Source organism: Stenotrophomonas sp. YJH_SMC_48-3 (assembly GCF_059369375.1).
On record NZ_JCAFSQ010000001.1, the window covers coordinates 213,822 to 233,266 of the forward strand.

Sequence of the window (19,445 nt, forward strand, 5' to 3'; positions counted from 1 at the left end):
GGGGTAATCCGGCCGGCTTTTCCGTTCATGGGGCAAGGACATACACGGATGCCGTTTCGCATGATGCACAGCACGCCGCCATTGCAAAGCATGGCGTCCACATGAGCCGGGTGCTGCGGTGGCGCAACGCATGGCAGCGGGTAGGGCTGGCACTGCTGCTCTGCCTGTTGCCGCTGCCAGTGCTGGCGGCGGCCGCGATCCCGGCACTGGATGATCCGGTGGTGGACACCGCCAACGCGCTGTCCGCCAGCACCCGCGCCACGCTGCGCGAGCAGGCATTGCAGCTGCAGGCACGCAAAGGCGCGCAACTGCAGGTGCTGGTGGTGCCCAGTGTTGGCGATGACGGCATCGAAGCCTATGCACAGCGCGTCTTCGAACAGTGGCAGCTGGGCCGCGCCGGTGTCGATGACGGGGTGTTGCTGCTGGTGGCAGTGCAGGACAGGCGCGTACGCATCCAGACCGGCTATGGCCTGGAAGGCACCATTCCCGATGCCTATGCCGCGCGCATCATCGACAAGGCGATCGTGCCGCGCCTGCGTGAGGGAGACCTGGACCAGGGCCTGCTGGACGGCAGCAAGGTGCTGGTGGCGTTGATCGATGGCGAGCCGCTGCCGCCCCAGGAAGATGCATCCGCACGCAACCTGTTGCCAGCGGATTGGCGCACAGGGGATTCGGTCGTTGCCCTGACGTTGCTGGTGGGGTTCCTGGCCGGTCTGTGGCGATCACCGCCGCGCCTGCTGGCCACCAGGACCGAGGCCGAGTTCAGCTTTAAACGCCGTGAGCGGCGGCGCAAGGCATTGGCAGCCAATGCGGCAATGCCCAGGCCGAATTGGCCGACATTGCCTGCCTGGGGTAGACCGCTGCTGGTAACGGCAGTGATGGCCGCTGGGTTGGTTTCGGCGACGCTGCTGCTGCCGCGGCATGTGCTGCCTGCGCTGTTCTTTGTGCTGTTACCTGCTGTACCGGTGGCGGCGCTGGTGGGGTGGTGCTGGCGTCGCAGCCGTGGTGTGCGCATCGTGCTGTGCGGCATGTTGGCCGTCAGTATCGTTTTCTTCGCGGTGATGCTGGTCCGTGGCCAGTTGCCGCCCAGCCTTGCCCTGCACACGTTGCTGAACCTGGCGGTCGCCCTTGCCGCCATGCTGGTGTTCTTCCTGGTGCAGGCCGGCCGCGCGCGCTGGCGCAGGAACCGCAACAGCTTCGCCGTGCGGCTGGTGGTACTGGTGCTGTTGACCGGCGCCTATGCGCTGGGCGCGCTGCTGGCCATCGACCGGGCCAGCGACGAGAACGCACGCGTGTTGGCGATGATCGTGTCCAGCGTAGGCACGCTGTTCCTGTACTTCATCTGGCTGTTCACCCTGCTGCCCGGCGAAAAAGCGCGCAGCGGACGAAGGTCGTCCCAAGGCTACCGTTCCTCGTCCAGCACCTCGTCGTCGAGTTCGTCCTCGAGCAGTTCCGGCGGCTGGTCCGGTGGTGGTGGTCGCAGCGGCGGCGGCGGCGCTTCGGGCAGCTGGTAGCTCAGGCCGCCCACACCCGCCAGCCCAGCGCGGCATCGCGCAGTTCGCCGCTACCGTTCACATCACCCACCTGCAGCTGCACGCCCTGCGCATTGGGCAGGTCTTTCTGCTCGGGGAACCAGCGCCGGTCCGCAGCAACCACGATCAGCAGGCCCTCGTCGTCGCCCACCGGCGCGAACTGCGGCGACGGCGGGCTGATCGGCTGCAGGCCGAAGCGCTGGCTGGACTGTTCGCGCACCGCATCGACATCGTGGCTGGGCAGGCCAACCTCGCTCAGGCAGGTCAGCTCGCTGCCATGGAAGGCGCCTGCGCGCGTGCTGACTGGAAGACGGCGCCGGCCGATCAACTCGAGGATCAGGCCGTCCGGGCCGGTGAAGTACACCGACTGCGACTGCCAGCTGCTCTCCAGCGCAAAGTAATCCAGGCCCTCAGGATTACGTTGCAGCGGGGTACGTTCACGCAACCAGGCCATCGCCTCGCCGAAGCGGTTGTCCGGTACGTTGAAGGCCAGGTGCACGCCACCGACGGGGTAATCACCCGCCGGCTGCAGTTCGATGGTGCTCCAGCCGATGTGCACATGGTTGCCGACCACGCGCTGCTGCAGCACATCATGGAAATACGCGGCCACGGAAGCGACGTCGGATACCGGCAGGGTGAGGTGCAGCAGGCGCATGATCGATTCTCCGTGGACGCGCCCACTGTAGCGCCGGGCCACGCCCGGCGGCCACTAGCGCAGTGAATGGTCGAAGAACCGCACTGCTGCGTCCACTGTCTGCGCGTGGGTCTTTGCCTTTGGCACTGACGTGCTGCAGAGGTCCTGCAGCCGCTGCTGCCCGGTCGGGGTGCATGCGGCGAGGAAATCGTAATGGCCGACACCTGGCAGCAGCTGCAGTGCAGCGCCCGCAATCACCGCACGCGCGGCCGCGCCATTGGTCTGTGGCGGCGCAACCGTGTCAGCCTCGCCAAGCACAATCGACACGGGCAGCCGCAACGAGGCCAGCTGCTCGGGCGCGAAGGCCTGGATGATCGCCGGTGCCAACAGGAACACCGCGCGCACGCCGGGAATGGCGCGTGCGTCGTTGGCGTGGGACATCCACGGCGACAGCTCGGCCGACGCCGCAGCGGCAACACGCGCCTCCATCGTGTGCGTTGCCGCTTCCTGTTGAGGCCGGCAGACGCCGTCATCCGGATGCGCCGTGCAGAACGCCAGCAGTCGCTGCAGGTCCGGTTGCGCCCCAGCCGCCAACAGCGCGGTGTAGCCACCGGCCGAGAAACCGGCAACACCCAGGCGTTCAGGATCGACGTGCGGGCCCAGCACTGGATCGGCCTGCACGGCCGCCAGTGCCGCGCGCAGATCATCCGCGCGCAGCCAGGTCAACATGCTGCCATGGAGGGTCATCTGGTCGGCACCATTGTTGCCGGGATGATCGACCGCGATCACCAGATAACCTTTCCGTGCCAGCGCGGTGCCCAGCCAGCCCATCATGCGCGCGCTGCCGCCGTTGCCATGCGACAGCAGCAGTGTCGGCAGGCGAGCGCCTGCGGGCGGCGCATCCATCGCCGAGCGACCAACATCGAACAGGGGCGTGCCAGGCGGCCCGATGGTCACCTCGACTTCGCTGCTATCGGCTGGTGCCGGATACCACACCGTGTAGCGCAGGGTGTTGCGGTGCTGCGCATCGCGCACGGCGGCACTGGCCACCGTCGTGGTGCCATGGCGCTCGCCGGCTTTCCAGGTGTCGCCTGCGTGGGCGGAGAGCGCCGCTGCCATCAGCAGCAGCCCGACAATTGTGATGTTCACGCGCATCTTCAGCTCCATGTCAGCAGGGACCTTCGTCTACCGGCAGCCAGATCTCCACGCCGCCGTTGCCAGTGTGCTCGTTGAACCGGGCGTCGTAGCGCTCCAGGTCCGGCGCGTCGGCCAGGCTGAGGCCGGCGCTGGGCAGGTAGTGATCCAGCAACCAGAACCAGGTCGAGCGGATGGCCGAGATGTGCCCGCCGTGCCAGGCCACCAAGTAGCGCCGTGCGGGCACATCCACGCGCTGCCAGTGCGCGGGTACAGGGCCAAGTGAACCAATCGGCAGCGCGGCGATATAGTCGAAGCCGCCGTCGTCGTCGTTGTTGCAGCACACCCCAAAACTGACCGGGGCCGGCGCCGGCCATTCCCGGTTGAGCTGGGCCCACTGCCCGGGAATGGCACCGCCGCTGTTGCGGGTATGGCGCATGCCGATGCCGGCCAGCTGGAAGGCCGGGGTGTCGAGCAGCTGTGGCGCCTCAGCGCAGGCAGCCGGCGCCTCGTCCACGCGGATCGCCTGCACCAGCGCCAGCCCATCGGTGCCCTGTTCGCGTACCCGTTCCGGTGTCTGCCCGAACTGTTCGCTGAAGGCACGGGTAAACGCGGCATGAGTGGTGTAGCCCGCGCCAATCGCCACCTGCAGGATGTCGCATGCGCCGTTGGCCAGCCGCTGCGCGGCCGTTGTCAAGCGGCGCCCACGCAGGTAACGGACCACCGACGTGCCGGTGCGGGCCTGGAACAGGCGCGACAGATGGAATGGCGACAGTCCCACCGCAGCGGCGATATCGGCCAAGGCCAGCGGCTGCTCCGCATGGGTTTCGATGTACCACACCGCCTTGCCTGCCGCACTCATCCTGTCGTTCCATGAATCCGATGCTGGACACAGTAGCGGATCGGCAGGCGCGGCGTTTAGCAGTTCTTGCGCCTGCGCGGACTCAAGCTGTCGCACTGACGTCATGCCTCCTTCACAGATCGCGCCGAGACTGCGCGCCTTGTCCAGGCCTGGGATATCCCCGCAGGTGCTGGCCCTGTCGCGTCCTCCCGGAGTCCTGCCGTGCATCGTTCGAAGCTTTCGCGTTCCATCCTCCTCGCCCTTTCCATGGCCAGCGCAGGAGGCGCGATCGCAGCGGAGGCCGATGCGGTCGATGCCGCAGGCGGCAGCCGCGCCGCGCCCACCCAGCTTGATGCAATGCTGGTCACCGGTACCCGTGCCTCCAACCGCACCCAGTTCGAAACACTGGCGCCGGTGGACGTGTTCAGCAAGGAAGACATCAGCTCCGTTGAATCCACCGACCTGAAGGACGTGCTTGCCCAGCTGGTGCCATCATTCGTGGTGCAGCGCCTGCCGATGGCCGACGGGCAGGTGTTCGTGCGTCCGGCCACCCTGCGTGGCCTGTCGCCGGACCAGACCCTGGTGCTGGTCAACGGGCGTCGCTTCCACCGCAGCGCGCTGCTCGGCAACCGTGGTGCACAGGCGGCCGACCTTGCACAGATTCCGACCAGCGCGATCAAGCGCATCGAAGTGCTGCGCGACGGCGCATCGGCGCAGTACGGCTCGGACGCCATCGCCGGTGTCATCAACATCATTCTTGAGGACGGCCCCGGCACCGGGATCACCGCCGGCTATTCGCAGTACGCGCAGGGCGACGGTGCCTCGCGCGACTTCAGTGCGCGCACCGGCTGGTCGCTGGGCGACTATGGCAGCCTGGTGCTGTTCGCCGAGTCGTCCAATTCAGACGCCACCTCGCGTACCCGCCAGCGCCCGGATGCGATCGCCTTCCAGGCTGTACATCCGGAGCTGGAGGTGCCCAACCCGGTGCAGCGCTGGGGCCAGCCGGAACTGGAAAGCCGCCGCGTCGGCTTCAACATGAAGGCCAACGCCAGCGACGCGCTGGAGCTGTATGCGTTCGGCCTGTACAGCCACAGCGATGGTGTCAGCGATTTCAATTGGCGCAACCCGGATACCACCACTGGCGCGTACCGCACCACCGCCATCTTCCCGGGCTGGAACCTGCGCTCGCTGTATCCGGTCGGCTTCAGCCCGCAGTACGGCAACGTCCAGAACGACCTGCAGCTGGTCGGCGGCCTGCGCGGCGAGATCACACCGAAGCTGCGCTGGGACGTGAGCGCCTCGTATGGCCGCAACGCCATCGACTACAGCCTGAAGAACTCGATCAATGCCTCGCTCGGCCCGGCCAGCCCGACCGACTTCGATCTCGGCCGCCTGACCCAGACCGAGAAGAACGCCAACGCCGACTTCAACTATGAGTGGGACGTGGCCGCGCTGACCAGGCCGATCAACGTCGCCTTCGGTGGCGAGTTCCGCCAGGAGACCTACCAGGTGCGCGCCGGTGACCCGGCGTCATACGCGGTGGGGCCGGGCGCGGCTGCAGGCCTGGAGGCCAATTCCAATGGTGCGCCCGGTTTCTCGGCCAGCCAGGCCGGGCAGTGGAGCCAGCGCAGCAAGGCTGCCTACGTGGACATGGAGGTGCCGCTGGGCGAGCGCTGGAGCATCGGCGCGGCCAGCCGCTACGAGGACTTCTCCAGCTTCGGCAGCACGCTGGATGGCAAGCTGTCGGCGCGCTTTGCGATTACCCCGGACGTGGCCCTGCGCGGCACCGTGTCGACCGGCTTCCGCGCACCGACGCCGGCGCAGCTCAACACCACCAGCACCAGCCAGGGCCTGGACACGCGCACGCTGCAGATCTTCACCAGTGGCCGCCTGTCGCCGAACGATCCGCTGGCGCAGCTGCTTGGGGCCAAGCCGTTGAAGCCCGAAGAATCGCGCACCGCCTCGCTCGGCCTGACCTGGCGCACCGACCTGGGTCTGTCCGGCTCGGTGGATGTCTACCAGATCAAGCTCACCGACCGCTTCAGCCAGTCGGCCAGTTTCGCCATTCCGGCCGGTACGCCCAATCCGCTGGGCTATACCTCGGTGAACTATTTCACCAACGACTTCGATACCACCACCACCGGCGTGGACGTGGTCGGCAACTACCTGCGCGACCTCGGCGCGGGCCGCATGACGCTGACCCTTGCCTACAACTACAACCGCACCCGCGTGGACAACGGCAGCACCTCGGTGGCAACCAATGAGACCCAGCGCGTGCTGTTCGAAGACCGCCTGCCCGAGCACAAGGGCAGCCTGACCGGCAGCTGGGACATCGGCGCCTGGTCGCTGATGGCACGCATGCGCTACTACGGCGCCTGGACCGATTCCAGCGGCAATGCGGTGGGCGATATCTACCAGCGCTTCGGCGCGATGAGCTTCCTCGACCTGGCTGTGGGGTATCGCATCAATGAGCATCACAGCCTGCGCGTCGGCGCCGACAATGTATTCGACCGCTACCCGGATGAGGCCACTTTCCAGGCCAGTCGCGGCCTGGTCTACTCGCGCAACGCGCCGTACGACACCGACGGCGCCAACCTGTACGCGCAGTACCGGCTGAGCTTCTGATGGACCCGACCCGCCGCTTCCTGTTGCGTGCCGGCTCCTTGCTGCCGGCCGCAGCCGCACTTTCTTCACTGCCCGCCATGGCTGCCACGCGTTACGCTGCGTCCATGCAGATTCCCGCAACGACCGTGGCGCCGGACGTGCTGGCCCGCGATGAAAACTACTGGGCCGCCGTGGCCAGCCACTTCGACATCACCGACGAAGTGAACCACCTGGAGAATGGCTACTGGGGCGCGATGGGCCGCGAAACGCTGGCCAGTTACCAGCGCCATACCGCTGAAGTGAACCGTGGCAACGCCTGGTATGGCCGTCATGCGTTCCCGGCGCAGTACATGGCGGTGCAGCGGCAGGTGGCCGAACTGCTGGGCGTGGGCGCGGATGAGATCGCACTGACCCGAGGCGCCACCGAGGCGATGCTGGCGCTGATCGGTGGCTACAACCGCCTGCGGCCCGGCGACCAGGTGCTGTACGCCGACATCGACTACGACAGCATGATCGGTGCGATGCGTTGGCTGCAGCAGCGCCGTGGCGTGCAGGTCGAGCGCATCGCGCTGCCGGTGGTGCCCGACCATGTGCAGATCCTGCAGGCCTACGAGGCCGCGTTCGCGCGGCTGCCACGCCTGAAGCTGGTGCTGCTGACCCAGGTCAGCCATCGCCATGGGCTGGTGCTGCCGGTGGCCGAAATCGCCGAACGTGCGCGGGCACGCGGCATCGACGTGATCGTTGATGCGGCGCACGGGTTCGGCCAGATCGACTACGCGGTGCCGCAGCTCAAGGCCGATTTCGTTGGCATCAACCTGCACAAGTGGATCGGCGCACCGGTCGGCGTCGGCGCGATGTATGTGCGCAAGGGCCGCGTTGCGGACCTCGACCCGTACATGGGCGAGACCGACGATGGCCGCGTGGGCAGCCGTGTGCACACCGGCACGGTCAACTTCGCCGCTTACCTGGCGCTGCCAGAAGCGATCGCGCTGCACCAGCGTATCGGCGCGGCCAACAAGCAGGCGCGCCTGCGCTACCTGCGCGAGCGCTGGACGGTGCCTGCGCGGCAGATGGCGCATATCGAAGTGCTGTCTTCACCGGACCCGGCGTTGGCCAGCGCATTGGCCAGCTTCCGCCTGCGCGGGCGCACCAGCGTGGCAGACAACATGGCGCTGCAGAAGCGCCTGCTGGACGAGCATCGCGTGTTCACCACCCATCGCGACGGGTTGGACTCCGGCGCCTGCGTGCGGGTGACGCCGTCGGTGTTCACCCGGCCGCAGCAGATGGATGCGCTGGTGCAGGCGCTCTCCGCCCTGGCCTGATCATGAACGGTAGTGCCGGCCGCTGGCCGGCAACCTCATGATCGTCGCCCACGAGCAGCTGCCGGCCAGCGGCCGGCACTACCGATCGGGTGGGTGCCGACCGTTGGTCGGCACATCCCATTCCACGCCTACCGCTCGATCGCCGGCAACGCATCGGACGACAACAACCGGTCAATCCGATGCAACGCACTCTCCAGCTGCCCTCGGTCCGCTGCCAGCCCCAGCGACAGACGCACGCCATACTGGTGCGAGACCCCCGGCGGACAAAACGCCGATGACGGCGCAATCGCCAGCCCCTGCAACTGGGCGGTACGCACCAGCGTGGCATCGGTCCACGGCGCCGGTATCCGGCACCACGCATGCAGCCCTTCCGCGCGCTGCAGCAGCGACGGTGCCAGCAGGTAACGCGCCATGCGCATTCGTTCGCGTGCCTCGGTGCGTACCTGGGCCAATAGTGATTGCGCCGAGCCATCCAGCAGCAGCTGGCTGGCCAGCGCCGACACCAGCGGATGCCCCATCAGTCGCGTCGCCCGCAACGCCGCCGTCATCGCCTCGGCGTGCACAGCGCTCGGGCATTGCACGAATGCGGTGCGCAGGCCGGGGCTGATCACCTTCGACAGCGTCGCCACATAGAACACATGGCGCGGTGCCAGCGTTGCCAGGGGTATCGGTGCATCTTCGGCAAGGTGCCAGTACGGATCATCCTCGATCGCCAGCAGGCCTTCGCTCTCCAGTACACGCGCCAGCGCCTCGCGCCGCTGCAGCGGCAGGGTCAGCGCGGTCGGGTTCTGGCAGGTGGGGTTGAGATAGACCAGGCGCGCGCCGCTTTCGCGTGCCTGCCGCAGCAGCGCTTCAGGGCACATGCCGTGTTCGTCGCTGTCCACCGGCATCAGCCGACGCCCCAGCGCCGCTGCGGCCTGCAACAGGCCCGGATAGACCAGCGCATCGCACAGGATCGTATCGCCATCGCGGCCCTGGCTGACCAGGATCGCGGCCAACGCCACCTGCGCGCCTTCGGTCAGCAGCAGGCAGTCGTCATCCACGGCGCCCAGCATCGGCTGCAGCCAACGCGCCGCAGCATGGCGATCAGTGGGGTTGCCGCCACCCAGGTGATACGTCATCAGGTTCGGCGCGTTGCTGCGTGCAAGCACGGCGGCGGCACCACGGCGCAGCGTCTCTGCCAGCGCGTCGGCGTCGGGCACCGGCGGCACGTTCATGCTCAGGTCCACCACCTGGTCGAAGCCGGCCTTGGGCGGTGCGATGAAACTGCCCTGTGGCCCGCGCGCTTCGATCAGGCCGCGTTTGCGTGCTTCATCGAATGCCCGCGTTACCGTGGTCAGGTCGACGCCGAGCTGCTGCGCCAACGCGCGCTGCGAGGGCAGGCGTTGCCCCGGTGCAAGACCGCCGCGGCGCACCGTGCGCTCCAGCGAATTGACGATGCGCAGGTAGATCGGCCCGTTGTGCGCGAGCACGTCCTGCACCCATTCGCGGGCTGCGACATCCGGTCGCGGCATGTACGGAGCATGTCGGGGCGTATCGTTGCTTCCGACGGCGGGAGCCTGTCCATAACCATCGGTCGGTTCGGACAGGTGACCGCCGTTGTTGTTTGCGGCGGCCGAACCGGCCCGCGTCGGTGATGTCATTGCGCGTCCTCAGCGCTTGGCCTGCCAGGGGCAGTAGCAGCCCACGGCAAGCAGTCCTTTCGGGCGCACGGTTTCGCCGCGCACCAGTCTGTCCAGCAGCGGTTCGACGAAGCTGTTGGCCGAGTTGCAGACCATGCCGATGCTGTACGGGCCGGCATACGCCAGATGGCCGTGCCGGTCCCAGATCGCCACGGCAGGGCTGGCCGGGATGTGTTCGATACCGTCGATGGTCGGCAGGTTGATCACCTTGTTGCGCAGCGGCTCGGGCAGCGCGCCCTGCGTGCCAGGGCGGCGGATCGCGTAGAAGTCGATGCCGGCACGGCGGTACATGCTGATCAGGTAGCTCAGGTGCGCACCGGTCTCGCGGTTGCACACGCCGCAGGCCGGGTCCCAGAAATGCACCACGCGGATGCGGCCGGTATCTCCGGCCAGATCGGCCGGCAGGCGCAGCTGCGAGTCGTCGAAGACGATGGCCTGTTCGGTGAAGGTGGACTGCGCGCTGTAGCCGAAGTACTGCCACAGCGCAGCCGCCACGCCGGCCATGAACAGGCAGGCGAGGGCGATCATCGTCGGCAGCAGCCAGCGGCGACGCGGCGCGGCTGCGCCCATCAGGACGCGTCCCCGCCGAACTTGTGCACGTACTGCTTGCGCATCTCGCGGCAGGAGTCGGCCTGCGCGCGGCGCTGGATCTCGCTACGCGACGGATCCTCGCTGCGCTGCACGCACTGGTCGATGGCGTGGCGCTCGGCGGCCTTTACGTCCACGGTCTGCGGCTGCAGGCAGACCCAGGCCAGCGCGGCCAGCATCAGCACCACAAAGCCACCGCACCCGGCCATCACCAGGTGGAACTTCAGTTTCTCGGCGCGCATCGATGCACGTCCCTTCATCCATACATTGCATACAAAGTATCATTTTGTATGGATTGGGCGCCATGCGTTCGGTTCAGACAATGGCGTTGTGCCGGGCCTCGGGAACTTCGGACAGGATCTCGTTCAGCTTGGCCAGCGCCCCGGCCAAAGCGCCCTGGTCGACCGCGCCGCCCAGCGACAGGCGGATGGCGTTGCCCGGCGGCGGCTCTTCCACGCTGAAGGCGTCCGAGCTGGCGATGCCCAGCCCCTGTTCCTGCGCGGCCTGGATCAGCCGGTACTGGTCCAGCCGTGGCGGCAGCGGCAGCCATACGTGCAGGCCGGCCGGGTGCGCCCGCGCGCGGGACGGCAGGTACCGCGCCGCAATCGCCTGGCGCTCGCGCAGCTCCTGCTGGAAGCGCCGTACCATGTCCTCGGCCTGGCCGCTGCGGATCCACTGTGAGGCCACCGCCACCATCGACTGGGTCGGCATCAGCGCGATCGCACGCAGGGCGTCCAGCACCGGTTCCATCGGTTCGCCGGCCGGCACCACCAGGTAGGCGGTGCGCAGGCCCGGTGCCAGGCACTTGGAAAGGGTGGAGATGTAGTAGACCGGGCAGCCGGCGTCGCGGTGGGCGGCCAGCGGCGGCGCGGCATCACCGGCCAGCAACCAGTAGGGATCGTCTTCGATCACGGTCAGATCGTGGCGCTTCGCCACCGCCAGCAGGGCCTGCCGGCGCTGCGCCGACATCGTTGCCGTGGTGGGGTTCTGGATGGTCGGCACCAAGTACAGCAGGCGCGGCCGGCGCAGCTGGCAGGCTTCTTCCAGCGCCTCGGGCAGCATGCCTTCAGCGTCCATCGCCACCGGCACCACGCCCCGCTGCAGCACGCGCGCGGCGGCCAGCAGGCCCGGGTAGGTCAGCTGTTCGGCGGCGATCAGCTCGCCCGGCTGGGTGCGGGCCAGGATCAATGCGCACAGCGCGGTCTGCGCGCCGGGACAGATCACCACCTGGTTGGCACCGACTGTCCCCAGCATCGGCGCCAGCCACTGCACAGCGGCGGCGCGGTCCTCGCGGGTGCCGGCGCCGACGTGGTAGCTCATCAGTTCGCCCTGGCCCAGCTGCTGGCCCACGTGCTGGAAGCCGGCCTCCATGCCCTGTGCGAACGGCGCGCTGCCCAGCAGCGGCGGGATGTTCATGCTCAGGTCGACCGAGGTGCTGCGGTTGCCGGCCGACAGCGCAATGAAGGTGCCGCCGGCGCCCTGCGCATCGAGCAGGCCGGCCTGGCGCAGCTCGGCAAAGGCACGGGTGACCGTGGTCAGGTCCACGCCCACCTGCTGGGCCAGGTCGCGCTGCGGCGGCAGGCGGTCGCCCGGGCGCAGCACGCCGTCATCCACCGCTTCGCGCACCTGCTGGGCAATCTGCAGGTACAGCGGGCCGGCACCCTCGCGGAAGGGGCGGACCCAGGTGCGATTGGGATGTTTCAGGCGGCGGCCGGCGGCAGGTGGCGTCATCGGTCAGATTTTTCCATACGTGCAGATGCACAAGTCCATACAATGTTGTATCTTGTATGGGCTTGATTGGAGTGGTTCGCCTGCTTGTAGGCGACCTCGTACCCACAGTGTAGCCGCTCCACGCCCGGGCGCTGCGCGCAGGCGAGCCGGTCAAGCGCGCTTCTTCAACAGGGTTGACCTCCAATGAATATCTGCTGGAACCGCATCCGCCTGGCGCTGGTCGCCCTGGCCTGCGTCGGCCTGTCGGGCTGTGACTGGGTGCTGCTGGATTCGAAGGGCATGGTCGGGCTCGCCCAGCGCGACCTGATCCTGATCTGCATCGGCCTGATGCTGATCGTGGTGATACCGGCCATCGTGCTGACCTTCGTGTTCGCGTGGCGCTACCGCGCCGGCAACACCAAAGCGAAATACACGCCGGACTGGTCGCACTCCACCAAGGTGGAGATCGTGGTCTGGGGCGTGCCGCTGATCATCATCGCGGTGCTGGCGGTGATCGTGTGGAAGTCGACCCACGAGCTGGACCCCTACAAGCCGCTGGACGTGGCTGGCGAACCGCTGCACGTGGACGTGATCGCCACCGACTGGAAGTGGGTGTTCGTGTACCCGGACCTGGGCATCGCCACGGTCAACCAGCTCAACTTCCCGGCCAACCGCCCGCTGGCATTCAACATCACCTCCAACTCGACGATGAATACCTTCTTCATCCCGCAGCTGGGTGGGCAGATCTACGCGATGGCCGGCATGCGCACGCAGCTGCACCTGATCGCCAACGAACCCGGCCAGTTCCGCGGCATGTCCGGCAACTACAGCGGGCATGGCTTCTCGAACATGAAGTTCATCGCCACTGCCAGCAGCAACGAAGACTTCGAGCGCTGGGTGGCCGAAGTGCGCAGCGCGCCCGACGCGCTCAGCTTCACGCAGTTCAAGGCGCTGGCCGCGCCGTCGAAGAACGCACCGGTGCAGCACTTCTCCAGTGTTGAACCGCTGCTGTTCAAGAAGGTCATCGACCAGTTCATCGGCGTCGGTGAGAACACCGCTGCGGCTACCCCGGCCGGCGCTGCCGGTGGTGCCCAGGTTTCCCAGGAGTAACGAACATGTTGGGTAAATTGACGTGGGAGGCCGTGCCGCTGCACGAGCCGATCGTCGTGGTCACATTGGCGGCCATGGTGCTGGGTGGCCTCGCGCTGCTTGGCGCAGTGACGTACTTCAAGCTGTGGGGCCCGCTGTGGCGCGACTGGTTCACCACCGTGGACCACAAGAAGATCGGCATCATGTACGTGGTGGTGGCGCTGGTCATGCTGGTGCGCGGCTTCGCCGACGCGCTGATGATGCGCGCACAGCTGGCCGCGGCCGGGCCAGGCAGTGACGGCTTCCTGCCACCGGAGCACTACGACCAGATCTTCACCGCGCACGGCGTGATCATGATCTTCTTCGTGGCCACCCCGTTCGTGGTCGGCCTGATGAATATCATCGTGCCGCTGCAGATCGGTGCGCGCGACATGGCGTTCCCGTTCCTCAACGCCTTCAGCTTCTGGATCTTCGTGGTCGGCGCAGCGCTGATGATGATCTCGCTGGGCGTTGGCGAATTCGCCATGACCGGCTGGGTGGCCTATCCGCCGCTGTCCGGCATCGAGTTCAGCCCAGGCGTGGGTGTTGATTACTACATCTGGGCGTTGCAGGCATCCGGTATCGGCACCTTGCTGACCGGCGTCAACCTGTTCATCACCATCCTGCGCATGCGTGCGCCGGGCATGACCCTGATGAAGATGCCGGTGTTCACCTGGACCGTGCTGGTCACCAGCGTGATCATCATCGCCGCCTTCCCGATCCTGACCGTGGCGCTGGGCGCGCTCACCCTGGATCGCTACCTGGACTTCAACTTCTACACCAACACATTGGGTGGCAACCCGATGATGTACGTGAACCTGGTGTGGGCCTGGGGCCATCCGGAGGTGTACATCCTGGTGCTGCCGGCGTTCGGCATCTTCTCCGAAGTGACCGCCACGTTCGCGCGCAAGAAGCTGTTCGGCTACAAGTCGATGGTCGGCGCCACGCTGGCGATCGGCATCCTGTCGTTCATCGTCTGGCTGCACCACTTCTTCACCATGGGCTCCGGTGCCAGCGTCAATGCCTTCTTCGGCATCATGACGATGATCATCGCCATCCCCACCGGCGTGAAGATCTTCACCTGGCTGTTCACCATGTACGGCGGCCGCGTCGAGTTCAGCGTGCCGATGCTGTGGACCATCGCCTTCCTGGTCACCTTCACCATCGGTGGCATGACCGGCGTGCTGCTGGCCATTCCGGGCGCGGACTTCCTGCTGCACAACAGCCTGTTCCTGGTCGCGCACTTCCACAACACCATCATCGGCGGCGCGCTGTTCGGCTACCTGGCCGGCTTCGCCTACTGGTTCCCGAAGGTGTTCGGCTTCACCCTCAACGAGCGCCTGGGCAAGTGGTCGTTCGCGTGCTGGGTGATCGGCTTCTACCTGGCCTTCATGCCGCTGTACATGCTGGGCTTCATGGGCATGACCCGCCGCATGAACCAGTACGACAACCCGGCGTGGACGCCGTACCTGATCGCCGCCTTCATCGGTGCGCTGTTCGTGTTCGCGGGCATCATCCTGATGCTGGTGCAGATCTACGTGAGCGTGCGCGACCGCAAGCGCAACCTGGACCTGACCGGCGACCCGTGGAACGCACGCACGCTGGAATGGGCCACGCCGTCGCCGCCGCCGTTCTACAACTTCGCCGTGGTGCCCAAGGCCGATGAGCTGGACGCCTTCCACGAAGCGAAGAAGCGCGGCCTGCCGCCGCCGCCGAAGAAGTACGCACCGATCCACATGCCGAAGAACACCGGCGTGCCGCTGATCCTCAACATCTGGATCCTGGTGCTGTGCTTCGCCCTGGTCTGGCACATCTGGTGGATGGCCGCGGCCAGCTTCATCGCGATGATCGTGACCCTGATCGTGCGGTCCTACGACGAGGACGTGGACTACTACGTCAGTTCCGAAGAGGTGGCGCGCACTGAAGCGGCCAACCTTGCCAAGCTGAAGGAGGTACGCGCATGAACCTGTTGACCCGCCCCGAGCTGGCCAGCGACACGCAGGCGCACGAGGACCACCACGAGCACGACCACGGCCACGAACAGGGCGGCATGAAGGTGTTCGGCATGTGGGTCTACCTCATGTCCGACCTGGTGCTGTTCGGTTCGCTGTTCGCCTCGTACGCGGTGCTCAGCACCGCCTACGCCGGCGGCCCCACCGGCAAGGAGCTGTTCTCGCTGCCGTTCGTGATGGCCGAGACCTTCCTGCTGCTGGTCTCCAGCATCACCTACGGCCAGGCCGTACTGGCGATGCATCGCCACGACACCTCGGCGGTGCTGCGCTGGCTGGGCGTGACCTTCGTGCTCGGTGCCTCGTTCATCGGCATGGAGATCTACGAGTTCTCGCACCTGATCCACGAAGGCGCGGGCCCCAGCACCAGTGCCTACCTATCGGCGTTCTTCGCGCTGGTCGCCACCCACGGCCTGCACGTGGCCAGCGGCCTGATCTGGATGGCGGTGGTCATGCACCAGGTCTACCGCCGTGGCCTGACCCCGACCAACATCACCCGTGTGTCGTGCCTGAGCCTGTTCTGGCACTTCCTGGACCTGGTGTGGATCTGCGTCTTCACCTTCGTCTATCTGATCGGAGCCTTCTGACATGGCCCACGTCGAAACCTCGCGCGCAGGCAATGCGCACGGCTCCACCAAGTCCTACCTGATCGGCTTCGTGCTGTGCGCGCTGCTGACCGTGGTGCCGTTCGCACTGGTGATGAACCCGGTGCTGTCGCGGCCGCTCACGCTGTTCCTGCTGGTTGGCTTCGCGGTGGCGCAGATCCTGGTACAGCTGGTCTATTTCCTGCACATGGACCGCAAGTCCGAAGGTGGCTGGAACCTGGCCAGCTTCGTGTTCACCCTGGTGATCCTGTTCATCATCGTCGCGCTGTCGGTGTGGATCATCTGGAGCATGCACTACCACATGATGATCAACTGAGCCTGCGAACCGTGAAAGGCATCGCGTTCCCCCAACGTGGCCTGCGGCTGGCCGCAGGCCTGCTGCTCGGCCTGCTGGCCGGTTGCAGTGCGCAGTCGCGCATGGACTTCTACTCCAAGGACATCGCCTGCGAAGAGCTCGGCCAGCACTGGTCGATGCCCGACAGCCGCGGCGCCTTGCGCGGGCCCAAGGATCTGGAGGGGCAGGTGACCTATCTGTTCTTCGGCTTCACCAGCTGCCCGGACGTGTGCCCGACCACCATGGTCGAGCTCAGCCAGGTCAAGCACCTGATGGGCAAGGATGCCGACCAGCTGCAGGTGGTGTTCGTCAGCGTTGACCCGGCCCGCGACACCCCGGAGGTTGCGCGGACCTACGTGGAAGCGTTCGACCCCAAGGCAATCGCGCTGGTCGGCAACGAAGCGCAGCTGGCGGCGATGGCCAGCGACTTCAAGGCGTTCTACGAAAAGGAACCCGGTCAGGTACCGGATACCTACACGATGAGCCACATTGCCGGCGGCTACGTGTTCGACCGCCAGGGTCGACTGCGCCTGTTCGCGCCCTATGGCATGCCGGTGGACAAGCTGTTTTCCGACGTGCAGCGCCTGCTGCTGGAGCCCGCTCATCCCGCCGCCGGCAACGACGCACTGGCCAGCTGCAGTCTCAAGCAAAGCGACACACTCGCCGCGCGCTGACGTCACCTCCACCGCGGTGGGTACCGACCGTTGGTCGGCACTTCCCCACACACCCATCCCCGGCCGGCCAGGAGAGCCAACCGGCCGGGGCACCGCTCAACGCCCTACTTGGTCTCTTCCCACTGCACCACGTCCGGCTCGGTGGCGCGGATACCGGCGGTGGACAGCAGCCTGGTGGTCGCATCCAGCGCCGCGTTCACCGACGGGTACTCCACGATGGCCTGACCTGAAGCCTTCGACACCTTCACCACGGTACCGCCAGTGGCGGCGGCTGCGCGCTGGGCCGAGGCTGCATCGGTGAAGAACACCTTGACCCGCGAGGTCGCCACCACCGGCGCGCCGTCACGGGACACCGCCGCCGCGAACTTGCCGGCACCGGCATCAGCAGACGCGGCGGTGGCGCCATCCAGCGAACGCTTGGTACGCGCGCTGGTGGTCGCCGCCGCCTGCGGGGTGATCGTGAACTGGCCGCCGCTGGCCTGCTTTACCGTTGCCGAGGGCGACAGCTGGAAACGCGTGCCGCCCACGTCGAATGTGCGGCCGGTAGCGGATGCCTTCAGTTCCTGCGCATCCACGGTCGACAGGGTCCTGGCCGGAGGGGTCTGCCCCGAGCTCTGTGCCCAGGCAGGGGAGGTCATCACCGCGAAGGTGAGCGTGCTCAACAGAATGGTCGTCTTCATCATCAGTGCCCCAGAACGCGGATCTTGAAGAATTCGAGGTTGCCACGCGATGCAGCGGTCGCGGCCTGCCCCATGTCGGTCACTTCCAGCGTCCAGGTGCCTGTGGCGTTCTCATCCAGGAAGGCATTGCTGGACAGCAGGTCCCAGCTGGTGAAGTTGCTCTGCGCGCCACCCGTGCCCGAACCGATCGCGGTGAACGCCGGCTGCACCACGCTGCGGGTGCCGCTGGGCGACACCAGCACGAACTGCAGCTGGCGCGTGTTGCGGTGGTTGACCCGGAAGCCCAGCTGCACGCTCTCGATGTTGCGCGCGCCGTTGGCCAGCTGGAAGGTCAGGCGTGCGGCGGCGGCCGAGGTGTTGCCGATGGCCACGGTACGCGTGGTGTTGCGCCAGCCGCTGTCGACCAGCGCACCGAGCGACTGGAAGTTCTCGGCCACCTGCACCGCGCGTGCAGCGTTGACCACGCCGAAGCCATACCAGTTGCTGTAGGCACGGCCGGCAGCATTCACTGTCCAGCCCGGCACCAGCGTGCGCCCGTCGGCCAACGTCACCGCCGGCTGATTCGGGTGGTTGCGGGTGGCGGTGGTGGCCAGGATGTACTTCACGTCGCGATAGGACAGGTTCGGATTGGCCTCCAGCACCAGTGCCGCTACGCCCGATACCATCGGCGCCGACGCCGAGGTGCCGTTCATCTTGGCGGTGTAGTTGCAGGTGCTGTCGATGGCCGACAGGTTGCTGTCCAGGGTGTTCTGGCGGTTGGTGTTCTTGTTGCTGCCCTGCGCGCACCCGGTCACGTCGGTGGTGACGATGGCCGGGTCGTAGGCGCGTGCCACCAGGCCGGGCGCGTACTGCGCCTGCAGGCCGTACTCACCGCCAAAGGCCGAGACCCACAGCGCCGAGCCGGTGGAGGAGTAGGACGAGCGCACGCCATCGGCACGCACCGCGCCTACGGTGATGACGTTGAACAGGTTGTTGCGCGGATCGCGTCCGGCCGGCACGCAGCCGGTGTTGCGGTTCTTGGTGTCGGTGGTGCAGACATCCTGGGTCTGGCTGATCGAGGCATTGTTGAAGTTGTTGCCGGCCGACTTCACGTAGATGCCGCCACGGCCACCGCGCGTGCCCGACAGTGCCTGCTCATACGAACGAATCGTGTTTTCGCTGTACGCCAGCGGCAGGTTCGGATTGCCCGGGCCGGCGCCCCAGCTGTTGTTGAACACCTGCACGTCGGCCGACTCCGCGCCGTCCCACCAGGCGTACTCGATGTTGCTCTGCTGGTTGCCCAGGGCCGAGCGCGAAATCGGGTTGAAGCCCTTCAGCGTCGCCGCCGGCGCCACACCGCGCACGCCCAGGTTGTTGGCGCCCACCGCGCCCGCAATGCCGCCGACCATGGTGCCGTGGTTGTCGACATCCGGGTTGGTCGGGGTGGGGTTGTTCGAGCCATTGGTGAAGTTCTTGCCGGCCACCGCCGCCACGTTGGCGGCCAGGTCCGGGTGCGCGATCTGCAGGCCGTCATCGACGATGGCGATGGTGACGCCCTGGCCACGGATGCCATTGCGGAACAGGCCATCCACGTTCAGGTCGTTGCCGGCCACCGGCAGTGTGTCAGCCGGGACCGTCTGCCCGGTGTTGAGCAGGTGCCACTGTATCCCCGCCAGTGGATCGGCCTGTTGGGCCTGGGCGGTGACGGCCAGGCTGCCCAGCACCAGGGCAGTGGCGAGGGCCAGGCGCGCGGAGCGCGGTGGCGCGGAGCGTTGCGTGTGTCGCTTCATACACGAATCCTTCTGTTGTGAATCGGCATGGCAGGACGGCGGGGCGGATCTGCCCCATCGCAACGAGCCAAACGCGACACAACGAAGAACCCCCTACCTCTTCACACACCCAATCTGCAGATGTGCCGATTGCGTCACAAACGCTTATGCCGCGGGGTAATGACGACTGCCGAGCCCCGCATCTGGTGGACGCCAACCT

Annotated in this window: 17 protein-coding genes; 8 read left to right on the top strand and 9 right to left on the bottom strand. The window is 66.9% G+C overall.

Annotated elements, in window-relative coordinates; genetic code table 11:
* The first annotated feature begins 101 nt into the window (after positions 1-101).
* Positions 102-1,514, top strand: a complete 1,413-nt coding sequence (locus AC5P65_RS00960; protein ID WP_180832734.1) for a TPM domain-containing protein — start codon at positions 102-104, stop codon at positions 1,512-1,514.
* A 1-nt stretch (position 1,515) separates the two neighbouring features.
* Here AC5P65_RS00960 and AC5P65_RS00965 read toward each other — a convergent pair whose 3' ends face one another.
* Genes AC5P65_RS00965 through AC5P65_RS00975 form a run of 3 tightly spaced genes read right to left on the bottom strand, consistent with a single transcriptional unit; the run spans position 1,516 to position 4,162 of the window.
* Positions 1,516-2,187, bottom strand: a complete 672-nt coding sequence (locus AC5P65_RS00965; RefSeq protein WP_180832735.1) for a VOC family protein — start codon at positions 2,185-2,187, stop codon at positions 1,516-1,518.
* A gap of 54 nt (positions 2,188-2,241) precedes the next feature.
* A complete protein-coding gene (locus AC5P65_RS00970) occupies positions 2,242-3,285 on the bottom strand; it encodes an alpha/beta hydrolase family protein (protein ID WP_425605105.1) in 1,044 nt (347 codons plus the stop codon).
* Positions 3,286-3,334: 49 nt separating this feature from the next.
* Positions 3,335-4,162 carry an AraC family transcriptional regulator gene (locus AC5P65_RS00975; RefSeq protein WP_021201967.1) on the bottom strand — a complete coding sequence of 276 codons (828 nt, stop codon included), beginning with the start codon at positions 4,160-4,162 and terminating at the stop codon, positions 3,335-3,337.
* 201 nt (positions 4,163-4,363) lie between these two features.
* On the opposite strand from AC5P65_RS00975, the gene AC5P65_RS00980 reads away from it, so the two are divergent.
* Both AC5P65_RS00980 and AC5P65_RS00985 read left to right on the top strand, forming a co-directional pair.
* Positions 4,364-6,766, top strand: a complete 2,403-nt coding sequence (locus tag AC5P65_RS00980) for a TonB-dependent receptor plug domain-containing protein (protein ID WP_495215375.1) — start codon at positions 4,364-4,366, stop codon at positions 6,764-6,766.
* Positions 6,766-8,067 carry an aminotransferase class V-fold PLP-dependent enzyme gene (locus AC5P65_RS00985; protein WP_188249706.1) on the top strand — a complete coding sequence of 434 codons (1,302 nt, stop codon included), beginning with the start codon at positions 6,766-6,768 and terminating at the stop codon, positions 8,065-8,067. The genes AC5P65_RS00980 and AC5P65_RS00985 overlap by 1 nt, the downstream gene beginning before the upstream one ends.
* A 128-nt stretch (positions 8,068-8,195) precedes the next feature.
* On the opposite strand, the gene AC5P65_RS00990 is transcribed toward AC5P65_RS00985, so the two are convergent.
* The 4 genes from AC5P65_RS00990 to AC5P65_RS01005 are packed head-to-tail and all read right to left on the bottom strand — an operon-like array spanning position 8,196 to position 12,068.
* Entirely contained in the window at positions 8,196-9,710 is a 1,515-nt protein-coding gene (locus tag AC5P65_RS00990; RefSeq protein ID WP_495215376.1) for an aminotransferase-like domain-containing protein, read from the bottom strand.
* 9 nt (positions 9,711-9,719) lie between these two features.
* Entirely contained in the window at positions 9,720-10,319 is a 600-nt protein-coding gene (locus tag AC5P65_RS00995) for a DUF6436 domain-containing protein (RefSeq protein WP_021201963.1), read from the bottom strand.
* Positions 10,319-10,597, bottom strand: a complete 279-nt coding sequence (locus AC5P65_RS01000) for a hypothetical protein (RefSeq protein ID WP_021201962.1) — start codon at positions 10,595-10,597, stop codon at positions 10,319-10,321. The genes AC5P65_RS00995 and AC5P65_RS01000 overlap by 1 nt, the downstream gene beginning before the upstream one ends.
* A 55-nt stretch (positions 10,598-10,652) precedes the next feature.
* Positions 10,653-12,068, bottom strand: coding sequence for an aminotransferase-like domain-containing protein (locus AC5P65_RS01005; protein WP_495215377.1), 1,416 nt, complete (start codon positions 12,066-12,068; stop codon positions 10,653-10,655).
* A gap of 183 nt (positions 12,069-12,251) precedes the next feature.
* Between AC5P65_RS01005 and cyoA the strand changes: the two genes are divergently transcribed.
* Genes cyoA through AC5P65_RS01030 form a run of 5 tightly spaced genes read left to right on the top strand, consistent with a single transcriptional unit; the run spans position 12,252 to position 16,797 of the window.
* Positions 12,252-13,157, top strand: a complete 906-nt coding sequence (gene cyoA / locus AC5P65_RS01010; protein ID WP_010482114.1) for a ubiquinol oxidase subunit II — start codon at positions 12,252-12,254, stop codon at positions 13,155-13,157.
* Positions 13,158-13,162: 5 nt separating this feature from the next.
* Positions 13,163-15,139: a cytochrome o ubiquinol oxidase subunit I gene (cyoB, locus tag AC5P65_RS01015; RefSeq protein ID WP_006474876.1), complete on the top strand. Its 1,977-nt coding sequence runs from the start codon at positions 13,163-13,165 to the stop codon at positions 15,137-15,139.
* Positions 15,136-15,771: a cytochrome o ubiquinol oxidase subunit III gene (cyoC, locus tag AC5P65_RS01020; RefSeq protein WP_005414759.1), complete on the top strand. Its 636-nt coding sequence runs from the start codon at positions 15,136-15,138 to the stop codon at positions 15,769-15,771. Before cyoB ends, cyoC begins: the two co-directional genes overlap by 4 nt.
* 1 nt (position 15,772) lies before the next feature.
* Positions 15,773-16,105: a cytochrome o ubiquinol oxidase subunit IV gene (gene cyoD / locus AC5P65_RS01025; RefSeq protein ID WP_005411473.1), complete on the top strand. Its 333-nt coding sequence runs from the start codon at positions 15,773-15,775 to the stop codon at positions 16,103-16,105.
* 11 nt (positions 16,106-16,116) lie between these two features.
* Positions 16,117-16,797 carry an SCO family protein gene (locus AC5P65_RS01030; protein WP_058978982.1) on the top strand — a complete coding sequence of 227 codons (681 nt, stop codon included), beginning with the start codon at positions 16,117-16,119 and terminating at the stop codon, positions 16,795-16,797.
* Between the two features lie 104 nt (positions 16,798-16,901).
* Here AC5P65_RS01030 and AC5P65_RS01035 read toward each other — a convergent pair whose 3' ends face one another.
* Positions 16,902-17,480: a DNA breaking-rejoining protein gene (locus AC5P65_RS01035; RefSeq protein ID WP_495215378.1), complete on the bottom strand. Its 579-nt coding sequence runs from the start codon at positions 17,478-17,480 to the stop codon at positions 16,902-16,904.
* Positions 17,480-19,246, bottom strand: coding sequence for a S8 family serine peptidase (locus AC5P65_RS01040; RefSeq protein ID WP_049441989.1), 1,767 nt, complete (start codon positions 19,244-19,246; stop codon positions 17,480-17,482). The genes AC5P65_RS01035 and AC5P65_RS01040 overlap by 1 nt, the downstream gene beginning before the upstream one ends.
* Between the last annotated feature and the right edge of the window lie 199 nt (positions 19,247-19,445).